We start from the raw sequence: 12,822 nt of genomic DNA, 5'->3' as shown, positions 1-12,822 counted from the left end.
ACGGTAAGCTACACCAATCCCTTAGCCTTTATTTCTAAATATTTATTAATGCTACTTACCGTTAAATCTTCTGGTTTAGTATAAATAGTTTGTATGCCAAACTGCCGTAACTTTTGTATTAATCCTATTTTTTCATACTGTATTTTTTCGCCTATAGTGTGTTGATATATATCCATTAGTTTTTCTGCATCTTGCTGCAAATAATGTGATAATTCTGTGTTTTCAAAAAATATAACCACTAAAACATGAGTTTTGCTCAGTTTTCTTAACACATTTATATTTCTATCTAAATTATACTGGCTCTCAAAATTGGTAAACAAAAACAACAAGCTTCTATTAGGAATTATTTTCTTAGTATAAGCATATAAAAGCTCGTAGTTAGACTCTAATAAGTTTTCGTTTTGCTGATATAAATTTTCTAAAATCTTTGTTAGCTGCCCTGTTTTATTTCCGGCAGGCACAATGGTGTCCATTTTATCGGAAAAAGTAATTAACCCGGCTTTATCGTGTTTTTGCAATGAAATATTAGCCAAAACTAAACTGCTGTTTATAGCATAATCAAACAGTGTTAAGCCATAAAAAGGCAATTTCATATTCCGACTTTTATCTATAATGCAGTACACCGATTGAGAACGCTCTTCGGTATATTGATTAACCATAAGTTCGTTCATCTTGCTGGTAGCTTTCCAGTTTATCTTGCGTATATCATCGCCTTTTACATATTGCCTAATTTGTTCAAACTCAAAACTTTGCCCTATTTTTCTCAGCTTACGCATACCATACATTTGAGATGTTTTTTCTAATGCTTTTAAGCTAAACTTCTTCATTTGTATAATGCTCGGATATACCTTTTTATCTTCGGCTAAATTAATTAGCTGCCTGCGTTGCACTAAGTTTATTTTACTTGAAAAAAATACATTTAAACAGCCAAAACTATACACACCTCTTTCTTTGGGCAGAATAGTATATTTAAGTTCTTTAAATTCTTCTGCCTTAAAGGATAGTTCAAATTTTAATCCTCTTTGCTGTAGTTGTTCGGGCAATTCGTCATAAATAACTACATCAAAAAATATAGATGTTAAGTTTTTTAGCCTGATTTTTATGGGATTTTCATCTCCATTACTTAGCAGTTTTTGTGAAATTCGTTCTGCTTCAAAAGCCTTTTTATTTTTGTATAAAACAAAAACATCTACCAATGTAGTAGCCAATAAAATAAGCAAGACAATTTTAGCTATAAAAAAAAGAAATGCCCAAACAAAACCCAGTGCGAAAAGCAGAACTACTACTGCTCCTAAAGCAAAGAAACGCTTTGTAAACCAAGTATTTTTTAAAAATGATGCTATGTAATTAAGTACTTTCAATTTTAACGTGGCACTTCTATTTTTTCAATAATTTCTTGTATTATTTCTTCTTCTTTTGTGCCTTCTATTTCTTTATCCGGGTTTAAAATAATTCTGTGGTTAAGCACAGGAAAAGCTACTGCCTGAATGTCATCTGGTGTTACAAAATCTCTGCCGTTTATAGCCGCTTGTGCTTTAGCACATTTTAGTATAGCCAAAGAGGCTCTTGGCGATGCTCCTAAAGTTAAATCGCCATTGTTTCTGGTGTTGTCTATAATTTCAGCGATGTATTTAATTAGTTCATCTTTTATGTGTACTTGCTCTATTGTTTCAAGGCAGTTTTGTATGTCTTTAGCACTTACTTTTTTATCTACATTTATAGTTTTTGTGTGGTCAAAACTGCTTTTAAATCGGTTTAAAATTTGCACTTCTTCTTCCACACTTGGATAGTCTATTTTTATTCTGAATAAAAAACGGTCAAGCTGTGCTTCTGGTAGCTTATATGTTCCTTCTTGTTCTATAGGGTTTTGAGTAGCCATAACAAAAAACGGCAAAGCCATAGGATAGGTTGTTCCGTCAATGGTGGCTTGTTTTTCTTCCATTACTTCAAATAAAGCTGCTTGTGTTTTGGCGGGAGCTCTATTTATTTCATCTATCAGTATTAAATTAGAAAAAATAGGTCCTTTGTTAAATGTAAAATCGGAGTTTTTTAAGTTAAAAACCGATGTTCCTAATACATCTGTAGGCATTAAATCTGGTGTAAACTGAATACGAGAAAAATCTAAATCTATAACTTTTGCCAATAATTTTGCCGTTAATGTTTTAGCTATTCCCGGTACGCCTTCTATTAGTACGTGTCCGTTGGTTAGCAGTGCAATAATTAATAAATCTAACATTTTATTTTGCCCTACTACCACTTTTCCTATTTCTTGTTTTATGGCGTAAGTGGTGTTTTGCACTAAACTAACGTCAAGCTTATTTTCCATAAAAGAATCTTGTTCATGCTGTGCATTTTGGTTTTCTTGTTGTTCTTCCATATTTTTTATTTAGCAGTTTTATTAAAGTTTTGTAAAAGTGAATAAAATTTAATTAAATCTTCATCGCTTATGTTTTCGTTTTGCTTTTCTATAATGTGGTAAAATTTAAAAATTTGCTCTATTTTTTGTTTTTCTACATCCGATTTTTTAGCTAACAAACTAATAAATCTCTCTTCATTGTTTTCTGATATATTGTATCTGTTACGGGCTTTTTTTACAAACAAATTCATTTTTTGTATAGCCAGTTTTTTGTTGTTTTTATTTTTAAAATACAGTTCGCCTATTGAGTGTACAAATTCTAATGTAGTGTTTTTCTTTGGAAATTTTACGGGCACGGCTTTTTGTTTTCGCCAAAGATTAAAAAGTACAAAAAGAATAACTAAACTCCACATTAAATAATACGCCCATTTTAAAGCCGGCTGGCGTAAAATATAATCAAAAGGTGTGTTGCCTTCATTGCCATTGGTATAATTATTTCCACTTATACTCCATAGTTTGCTGTTTCTATCCCAATAAATAGGACCATCACTTAGGTTAGCAAAAACCATTTCAGAATGGTCGGCATAAATGGGCTTTATTAAAAATAAATTAGTAAACAATTCAGGGTTTGCATGAACCAAAAACTTGCCTCTACCGTAGTTTATTTTTATAAAATTTGATTTTCTTTTATTAATTGTACTCAATGGTATTATTTCATCAATACTACATTGTTCTGTTTCAAAATATTTCCAATAATAACTACTTGGCTTATCGTTGTATTTATATTTAAAAACATAATTTTTGGACAAAGTATCGTTAAACCTAACGCTTAATCTGCCACTTGGGCTATAATAGTTTTCATACTCTACTATAGCACATTCTGAAACAGCAGAATACAACAAATCGTACGACAATTCTTCTAAGGCTATAAAAGCAGTATTTCCTCTTCTTACAAATTGTTTAAGGTTAACTATATCATCTTCATTATAATTGCAGTGTTTTCCTATTACAAAATAGTTGGCGTTGGTTACGGTATCGTGCTCGTTTAAAAAATCTCTAAGATTTTGTTCATCTATAAGCGTTAGGTTTTCGTTGCTGTAATTTTTTAAAAGTTGATATAAAATATGTGCTCCATAAGGTTGCTTATTGTCATAAACATAGTTTGTGTACCAGGTATATTTTGACCTAAATTGCTTTTGATAAAGCATAAACGCTCCATATAAAAGCACCAAAACGCCTATTACTATCAGTGTAGTTCTTGTATTTTTACTTTGCTTCACTGTTAATAGTTTTAGGTAGTTTGTTTAAAAACTGTTTGTACTTACCGGCTACATTTTCGTAGCGTTGTTTATCTATTTCTATATCGCCATACCATATTCGTTCAAAAATGAGGGTGCTATCTTTAAAATCGGGGAAATAATTACTGCCAAATAATTCAGAAACATATTCGCCATTGGTTTTTTGTTTTTTCCAGTTTATTAATTTTGAATCGCTTAGTTGTTTTATTATTATTAGATAATAAATTCTTACCGCCAGTTTAAAATCATTGTTTTTTAAAGCTTCTGCTAAAAATTGGTGTAAATCTACTTCATGTATGTGCTGCTCTAAGTTTTCTATTAAAACGTTTTTATACTTCTTAATTGCCTTATTAGCACCTCCGTAGTTTTCTTCAAAAATTGTATAAATAAAATAAGCCAAAACAAGCACTAAAGTTATAATGGCTATAACTTTTAAAAGCTCGCCCACTACAGTCCAGTTGCCTAAATTTGGCATATTGATATTTGGAATTTTTGGTTCTTTAATTTCTCTTTCTTTTATGTTTTCGGTGTAGTCAACTCCTTTTGTAACTTTTTCGTAGTATTCTTTATCGTACCGTTTTATGTCTTCATTTTTTTGGCTAAAAACAGACAGAATTAAAGTAGTAAAAACTACCATTAACACCATATTTTTAAAAATCTTACTCAAGAAACAGGGCATTTATTTTGTCTTGTAAATGTGTGGCATTTTGTTTTTCGGCATTGCTTAAAAACTGTATGCCAAATGCTAAATAAAAAATTGGGTAAATCATAGCAAAAGTGCCTACGCCAATAAATCCTGAAATAAAAGTATAAAACTTAGTGTATTGCTCGCCATCCATTAAAAAGTTTTGACTTATAAAATCTACCATCCACAGCGATATAATACTTATATTCATTAAAGAAACCAATGTGGTAATGAGTAGTAAAAGAAAAAACAAACCCACTGTACTCATAAAATTGACAAACAGTAAGCTAAAGCCTTGCTGTACTCCTTGCATGAAGTTTTTATTTATGTTCGTAGCTATATTCAAATAAGCTAAAAATGGAATTAGACACAAAAAAGTCCAATATCCTATGCCTTTGCTTACTAAAAATATGACATTTATAAGTAAACTTATTATTAAACTGCTAAGTATAATTCGGTGTGGTTTTATGGTTAATAATGGTTGAGCATTTTTTATTACTAAACGAGTGCTCAATCCTATAAGTGTGGCAAGCAAAATGGTATTGGCACTAAAAAAAGGAATAGAATGAGGCATGCTGAAAATATCATTAAAACTTGAAAAAATAACTTCCATTAGTGCAAAAAACACATTTTCTACTTTGCCAAAATCATAAACATCAATGTATAAAGTTTCTTCTTTAAAGAAAAACAAATAAATGAAGCCATAAATGCCGGCAAAGAACAATGACACACCTACAAACTTGCCAAAATTAGCAGCATATAATGAAAAACTATCGGCAAAAGATTCTACGGCTGTTTTAATTTTTTTGTAGTTGATGCTTAAATCTTTACTTTCTATGGTTTTTTCTGCTTTTACTTCTTGGCTAAAACCTTGTTTATATTTTTTAAACGGGTAATAAACATAGTATCCTATCATAAAAGTTAAGGACAAAATAATTAAACCTATTCTATAAAAAATATTGGCATCGGTTAATCGGGTAATATAGCCTTCAATAAAAGCTGCAATTATTATGAGTGGAATAATGGAAAGCATAATGAGCAATCCTTTTCGGGCAGCCATTTGAAAAGACTGTAAGCGTGGATATGCCCCGGGAGCTATTAATCCTCTGCCCAATACTAAGCCTGCACCTCCGGCTATTATTATACAAAGTATTTCTATGGTGCCGTGTTGCCACACTGTTATTACCGACTCCCAAAACACACCTTTATCGTAAAAGAAAAATTGGAAACCACCCAACATAGTGCCATTGAGTATCAGCATAAAAATAGTGCCTACACCAGCCAGCACGCCCATTACAAATACATTGAAAGATACTCTTATGTTGTTCCACGCTATACGCAAAAACATGGGCAAAGGGTCTTCATCTTTGTAAACATACATGGGGTCGCCATTTTTTATGTTTTCTTTAGTCATTTCTACATAACTGGGGCTGGTTACTATTTCCGCATAATTAGCATCTTGCAATACCGAAAATGCTCCAATACCTGCTGCTATTAAAAAAACAGCTAAAGAAAGCAACAACTCTTTTCTACATTGGTAAATAATGTAAGGCAATTCTTCTTGCCAAAAATTCCAAAGATTTTTAAAAGGGGATTTTTTAGTTTTGTAAATACTTAAATAAACTTTTTGCGATAAATTATTCAAATAAGCTCTTACCATTCGGTTTTTGTAGTAAGTTTTAGCATAAGATAAATCATCGGTTATCTGCACATACAACTCGCTAAGCCTATCGGGGTTCTTTGTTTTGCTTTGGCTTAGTTTTTCAAACTCTTGCCATTTTTCCTTATTCTGATTTACAAATTTAGTTTCCTTCATCGTTTTGCGAGCTTAAATATCTTAAAAAAAAGTGTATTTTTGACAGAAATAGAAATATATTTTTAAAGTTTAATGAATGAAGTCAATAGATGTAGAAACTGCTCAGCAGGTAGCTATTAGTTATAGTTTAGCTGGAGTAATGCAGCGTATTTTAGCTTTTATTATTGATAGTTTTGCTATTGGGGTTATTTATTACATCTTGGTTTTAATATTAGTATCTTTTTTCCCAAGAAATAGTGATTTTAGCGAACTATATGTTTATTTAATTATACTGCCTATAATTATGTTTTACCATTTACTGTTTGAATATTTTATGAATGGACAGAGTTTAGGTAAAAGAGCATTGGGCATAAGAGTAATAAAAACTAATGGCGAAAGACCGGAATTTATAGACTATTTAACCCGGTGGATGTTTCGTTTGGTTGATATTACTTTTTCAAGCGGCATTGTGGCTGTAGTTGCTGTATTATCTACAAACAAAAGTCAGCGGCTGGGCGATATTATAGCTAATACGGTTGTTATACAAGTACAAAATCCACAGAGTTATAAGCTCAATGATGTTTTAAAAATGATAAACATAAAGGATTATGATGTTTCTTTTAATATGGCTAAAAATTTTTCTGAAGAGCAAATGTTGGTAGTTAAAGAAACTTTAGATAGATACCAAAAATTTCCAAACGAAACGCACATGAAAGCACTAAACTCATTAAGTGCCTATGTGGCTAAAACTATGGATGTAAAAACTCCGCAGGGCAGTAAAAGTAGTAGTGTTTTTTTAAAAACTGTACTTAGAGATTATGTTTATTTAACAAGATAAATAATTTATATACTTAAAAAAACCTTATCAAATCTATCTTTATAGTTTGAATATCCATTTTTTCCTCAAAACTCCCAGCCTATATCTTTTCTATAGTATTTTTTATCAAATTCAATTTCATTAGCTACAGCATTCGCTTTGCTTAAAGCGTTTTTTAAAGATTCTCCTAAAGCACTTACGGCTATTACGCGTCCGCCATTGGTCAGCAGTTTGCCATTTTGTTCCTTTGTGCCGGCATGAAAAACCATTACATCTTCTTTAGCCTTAGGTAAACTTATTTCTTTTCCTTTTTCATAACTTTCCGGATAGCCACCCGATGCCAAAATAACCGTAGCTCCATGTTTTTTGCTGTGTTTTATTTCTACTTTATCTAAATTTCGGTGTTTTACGGCATTAAACAGTTCTACTAAATCGTTTTCCAATCTTGGTAGTACTATTTCCGTTTCCGGGTCGCCCATACGGCAGTTGTATTCTATTACATAAGGCTCATTTTCTACTAAAATTAACCCTACATAAATAAAACCTTTGTAGGTAATATTTTCTTCTTTTAAACCTTTTACGGTAGGTTCTACTACTTTTTGTATTACCTTTTGCATTAATTCATCTGTAACAAACGGCACCGGAGAAACTGCTCCCATTCCGCCCGTGTTTAAGCCTTTGTCGCCTTCGCCTATGCGTTTATAGTCTTTTGCTTCGGGAAGTATTACATAATTTTCGCCATCTGTAAGTACAAAAACAGAAAATTCTATCCCTTTTAAAAATTCTTCTATAATTACTTTACTGCCGGCTTCGCCAAATTTTGCCGCGGTTATCATTTCTATAAGCGTAGCTTTAGCTTCCATTTTATCCTCAGTTATAACCACACCTTTTCCTGCTGCCAGCCCGTCTGCTTTAAGTACAAACGGAGCTTTATTTTGCTCTATAAACAAAAAACCTTGTGCTAAATTATCTGAAGTAAACTCATTAAATGCCGCAGTAGGAATATGGTGTCTTTGCATAAAATATTTAGCAAAACTTTTACTTCCTTCAAGTTGTGCACCTTTTTTTGAAGGACCTATTACATTAATATGCTTTGAAGCTTCATCATTTTTAAAATAATCGTAAATACCTTCCACTAATGGCACTTCTGGTCCTACTACAACTATGTCAATGTTGTTTTCTAAGCAAAATTTCTTTTGAGTTTCAAAATCGCAAACATCAATATTTATATTAGTAGCTATTTTTTTAGTACCCCCATTGCCCGGAGCTACATATAAATTGTTAGTTAAAGGACTTTGTTTAAGTTTCCAAGCAAAAGTATGTTCTCTCCCTCCTGAGCCAATTATAAGAATGTTCATTTGTGTTATTTTTTGCAAAAATATAAGGTTTATGACATTATTTCCGATTAATATTAATGGAATGTTATTTGAAAGACAGAATATTGAGTTTGATTTTAATATTATCTCGTACTTTTGTACATCTTAAATAGAAAAACAGTTTATGGCAAATTTTGTAGAAAAGGTTTTTGGTAAAATCTTTGGCAACAAACACGAAAAAGACATTAAGGCAATACAGCCTATTGTAGATGAAATAAATAGCGAATTTGAAAAGCTAAAGAACGTTAGCAATGATGAATTGCGTGGCAAAACCAAGGTTTTTAGAGATAAAATAAACGCTTACACTAAAGAGATAGACGATAAAATAGAATCTTTAGAACAGCAAGTTTCTGAGAACTTAGAAATGCCTGTAGAAGAAAAAGAAGAAATTTTTGACAAAATTGACGAGCTAAAATTAGAAAAAGACCAAAAAGTAGAAGAAATATTAGAGCAAATTTTACCTCAAGCATTTGCCGTAGTCAAAGAAACAGCAAGAAGATTTTCTCAAAATACTGAAATGGTATCTGCCGCTACAGATATGGATAGAGATTTAGCCGCTTCGTCAGATTTTGTAACTATAGAGGGCAATAATGCTACATACAAAAATTCGTGGATGGCAGCCGGAGCTCAAGTTACATGGAATATGGTGCATTATGATGTACAGTTGATAGGCGGAATTGTACTACACCAAGGTAAAATAGCAGAAATGCAAACAGGGGAAGGTAAAACTTTAGTTTCTACGCTTCCTGCGTACTTAAATGCACTGCCGGGTTTGGGCGTACATATTATTACGGTAAACAACTACTTAGCTACAAGGGACTGCGAGTGGAATGCCCCTATTTTTAACTTTTTGGGTATAAAAGTAGATTGTATAGACAGATACAGACCTCACTCTGAAGAAAGAATAGCCGCTTACAAAGCAGATATTACTTATGGAACCAATAACGAATTTGGTTTTGATTATTTAAGAGATAATATGTTGCGAAATGCAAGTGAGTTAGTGCAGCGAAAACTACACTATGCCATGATAGATGAGGTGGACTCTGTTTTAATAGATGATGCTCGTACACCTTTAATTATTAGCGGACAAGTAGATACCAACGATGAAGAGCAGTTTTATGAATTAAAACCAAGAATATCAAAATTAGTGGAAGCTCAAAGAAATAAAGCTACGCAATACTTAAATGACGCAAAAAAACTAATAAAAGCCGGAAATACAGGCTACAAGCCGGGCGATGGCGGTTTTGCTTTATTGCAAGCCTACCGTGCACTGCCTAAAAACAAGCCGTTAATTAAGTTTTTGAGTGAGCAAGGTGTAAAACAAATCTTGCAAAAAACAGAAAATCACTATATGCAAGACCAAAACAAGGAAATGCCAATAGTAGATGAAGACTTATTGTTTGTAATAGAAGAAAAACAAAACTCTGTAGAACTTAAAGAGCAAGGTATAGAGCTAATAACTTCTGGAGGAGAAGATAAAAATTTCTTTGTAGTACCCGATGTAGGTGGCAAAATAGCAGATATTGAAAAATCTGATAAAAATGATGAAGAAAAAATGGAGCTTAAAGAACAGCTCATGCAAGATTATGCCATTAAAACAGAAAGGTTACACACTATTCAGCAGTTGCTAAAAGCATATACACTTTTTGAAAAAGATGTAGAATATGTGGTAATGGACGGCAAAGTGAAAATAGTAGATGAAAATACGGGGCGTATAATGGATGGTCGTAGATATTCAGACGGTTTGCACCAAGCTATAGAAAGCAAAGAAAATGTAAAAGTAGAAGCAGCATCTCAAACTATGGCTACTATTACACTTCAAAACTTTTTTAGAATGTACCACAAACTAAGTGGAATGACAGGTACTGCCGAAACAGAAAGTCAAGAGTTTTGGGATATATATAAATTAGACGTGGTGGTTATTCCTACCAATAAACCTATACAGCGTGATGACCAAAATGACTTAATATACAGAACTACCAGAGAGAAATTTAACGGTATTGCCGATGAAATTCAAAAACTTACAGAGCAAGGACGCCCTGTGTTAGTGGGTACTACAAGTGTAGAAGTTTCTGAGTTAATAAGCCGTTTGCTACAAATGAAAGGTATAAAACATCAAGTTTTAAATGCTAAACAGCATCAGCGAGAAGCAGATATAGTGGCAGAAGCAGGTAGAGCAGGAGCTGTTACCATAGCTACCAACATGGCAGGAAGGGGAACGGATATTAAGCTTTCGCCAGAAGTAGTAGCCGCAGGAGGTTTAGCAATAGTGGGTTCAGAACGCCACGATTCAAGACGAATTGACCGCCAGTTGCGTGGTCGTGCCGGTCGTCAAGGAGACCCGGGCTCTTCGCAGTTTTTCATTTCTTTAGAAGATAAACTAATGCGTTTATTTGGCTCGGAAAATATGGCTAAATGGATGGATAGATTAGGTTTTAAAGAAGGCGAAGTAATTCAGCACTCTATGATTACTAAAAACGTAGAAACCGCCCAAAAGAAAGTAGAAGAAAACAACTTTGGTATAAGAAAACGTTTGCTTGAATACGATGATGTAATGAATATGCAACGTGAAGTAATCTACAAAAGAAGAAAAAATGCTTTGTTTGGCGATAGATTGTCCTTAGATATTATGGATGCTATCTATAATTTATGCGAAGAAATAGTAGCACTAAACAGACCACAAGAAGATTATGACAATTTTAAATTAAATGCTATCATCTTCTTTTCTTTAGATACTCAAATAAGTAGAGAAGATTTCTTAAAAAAGAGCCAAAATGAAGTAGCTAAAATGCTTTATATAGAAGCTCGTAAGGTTTACAAAGAAAAAACAGAACGAATAGCCAAAAATACACTTCCTATATTTGAGCAAATACATAAAAATAGAGGCGAAACCGTTAAAAACATAGTAGTGCCATTTACCGATGGCAAAAAACAGCTAAATGTATTAGTTCCTTTAGAAAAAAATATTAAAAACAAAGGAAAACAGCTAATAGTAGAATTTGAAAAAAGTGTTTCTTTAGCCATGATAGATGAAGCGTGGAAACACCACTTACGCCAAATGGACGATTTGAAAAAGGAAGTACAAAATGCATCTTTAGAGCAAAAAGATCCGTTATTAATATATAAATTAGAAGCTTTTGAATTGTTTAAAGGTTTGGCATCTGAAATAAATAGAGATGTAGTACAGTTTTTATTTAAAGGTTCTTTGCCGGAGCAAAAAGCCGAAAATGTAAAAACAAATCAGGCGGTGGAAAGAACTAATTTAGATAAAATGAAAACTTCCCGTTCTGACGATGAGGAAAACCAAGAAAGAGAACAAAGAAAAGCCGAGCCAGTAAGAACAGAGCCAAAAGTGGGTAGAAATGACCCTTGTCCATGTGGAAGTGGGAAAAAATATAAACAGTGCCACGGGCAATAATAAAAATAGAACCTTAAAAACAACTATAAATGGATATAGTAAGTAAAATAGAACATACGGTACTAAAAGCAGATACCGGCAATGAAGATGTAGAGAGGATTTGCCAAGAAGCTAAAGAAAATAATTTTGCCGGAGTGTGCGTGCCTCCTTATTTTGTAAAAAAAGCAACTACTTTGTTAGAAAAATCTGATTGTTTGGTAGTTACAGTAGTTGGTTTCCCTTTGGGATATTCTACTACGCCAGCCAAAGTAGAGGAAACACGCAAAGCCATAGATGAAGGAGCAGATGAAATAGATATGGTAATAAACATAGCTGCTTTAAAAAATAAAGATTACAGCTATGTAGAAAATGACATACAAACTATAACAACCTTAGCACATTTAAGAAGTAAAAAAGTGAAGGTAATTATAGAAACAGCTTTATTAACCCAAGATGAAAAACTAAAAGCATGCGAAATTTGTGCAAAAATTGGTGTAGATTTTGTTAAAACATCTACAGGATTTGCTTCAAGTGGAGCTAAAGTAGAGGATATAGAACTTTTAAGAAAAAATTTGCCTGAGCACATAAAACTTAAAGCTTCAGGAGGAATTAAAACTAAAGAACAAGCAGAAGCATTAGTAGAAGCAGGTGCAGACAGGCTGGGAGCAAGCAGTAGTTTAAACTTAATATAAAATTATGAAAAAAGTAGTTGGAACATTTATTCTCATCATTTTTATTTTTGTCGTAAAAGCACAATATTCTTATCACTTAAACGATAAAGTGCAAATAGATGCAGATTTTGATTTGGCATTTATGTTAGAAGCTCATTTAGATAAAAATGAACATAGAGATAAAGACAGCGGCTACAGAATACAGCTGATAAATAGCTCAAATAGAGATGAAGTTTACACTAAAAAAACCGAACTTTATCAAAAACATTCTAATGTGAAAGCATATATTGTGTATGATCAACCTTACTACAAGCTAAGAATAGGCGATTTTAAAACCCGATTAGAAGCCTACAAATACATGGATGAAATAATAGGCGAATTTCAATCTGCTTTTGTGGTGCGAGATGAAATTAAAATAAAGTAAACA

The 12,822-nt window shown here is 32.6% G+C and carries 10 protein-coding genes; 4 read left to right on the top strand and 6 right to left on the bottom strand.

Annotation, left to right across the window (positions count from 1 at the left end):
• Positions 1–8: 8 nt before the first annotated feature.
• From H6578_05685 to H6578_05665, 5 genes are read right to left on the bottom strand one after another with little or no spacing between them, the layout of a single operon-like run.
• Positions 9–1,361 carry a DUF58 domain-containing protein gene (locus H6578_05685; GenBank protein ID MCB9226643.1) on the bottom strand — a complete coding sequence of 451 codons (1,353 nt, stop codon included), beginning with the start codon at positions 1,359–1,361 and terminating at the stop codon, positions 9–11.
• Between the two features lie 2 nt (positions 1,362–1,363).
• Positions 1,364–2,377, bottom strand: a complete 1,014-nt coding sequence (locus tag H6578_05680; protein ID MCB9226642.1) for a MoxR family ATPase — start codon at positions 2,375–2,377, stop codon at positions 1,364–1,366.
• A gap of 5 nt (positions 2,378–2,382) precedes the next feature.
• Positions 2,383–3,636, bottom strand: a complete 1,254-nt coding sequence (locus tag H6578_05675; protein MCB9226641.1) for a DUF4350 domain-containing protein — start codon at positions 3,634–3,636, stop codon at positions 2,383–2,385.
• A complete protein-coding gene (locus H6578_05670) occupies positions 3,623–4,321 on the bottom strand; it encodes a hypothetical protein (protein ID MCB9226640.1) in 699 nt (232 codons plus the stop codon). Before H6578_05670 ends, H6578_05675 begins: the two co-directional genes overlap by 14 nt.
• Complete coding sequence (locus H6578_05665) at positions 4,314–6,155, bottom strand: stage II sporulation protein M (protein MCB9226639.1); 1,842 nt, start codon at positions 6,153–6,155, stop codon at positions 4,314–4,316. Before H6578_05665 ends, H6578_05670 begins: the two co-directional genes overlap by 8 nt.
• A gap of 76 nt (positions 6,156–6,231) precedes the next feature.
• Between H6578_05665 and H6578_05660 the strand changes: the two genes are divergently transcribed.
• Entirely contained in the window at positions 6,232–6,972 is a 741-nt protein-coding gene (locus H6578_05660; protein ID MCB9226638.1) for an RDD family protein, read from the top strand.
• Positions 6,973–7,037: 65 nt separating this feature from the next.
• On the opposite strand, the gene purD is transcribed toward H6578_05660, so the two are convergent.
• Complete coding sequence (gene purD, locus H6578_05655) at positions 7,038–8,309, bottom strand: phosphoribosylamine--glycine ligase (GenBank protein MCB9226637.1); 1,272 nt, start codon at positions 8,307–8,309, stop codon at positions 7,038–7,040.
• 142 nt (positions 8,310–8,451) lie between these two features.
• On the opposite strand from purD, the gene secA reads away from it, so the two are divergent.
• The 3 genes from secA to H6578_05640 are packed head-to-tail and all read left to right on the top strand — an operon-like array spanning position 8,452 to position 12,819.
• Positions 8,452–11,745, top strand: coding sequence for a preprotein translocase subunit SecA (secA, locus tag H6578_05650; GenBank protein MCB9226636.1), 3,294 nt, complete (start codon positions 8,452–8,454; stop codon positions 11,743–11,745).
• Between the two features lie 29 nt (positions 11,746–11,774).
• Entirely contained in the window at positions 11,775–12,416 is a 642-nt protein-coding gene (gene deoC / locus H6578_05645) for a deoxyribose-phosphate aldolase (protein MCB9226635.1), read from the top strand.
• A gap of 4 nt (positions 12,417–12,420) precedes the next feature.
• A complete protein-coding gene (locus H6578_05640) occupies positions 12,421–12,819 on the top strand; it encodes an SPOR domain-containing protein (protein ID MCB9226634.1) in 399 nt (132 codons plus the stop codon).
• Positions 12,820–12,822 lie beyond the last annotated feature (3 nt).

The organism is Chitinophagales bacterium, assembly GCA_020635995.1.
Classification (GTDB): domain Bacteria; phylum Bacteroidota; class Bacteroidia; order Chitinophagales; family UBA8649; genus JAFMKE01.
This window is presented reverse-complemented; position numbering and strand designations above follow the sequence as displayed.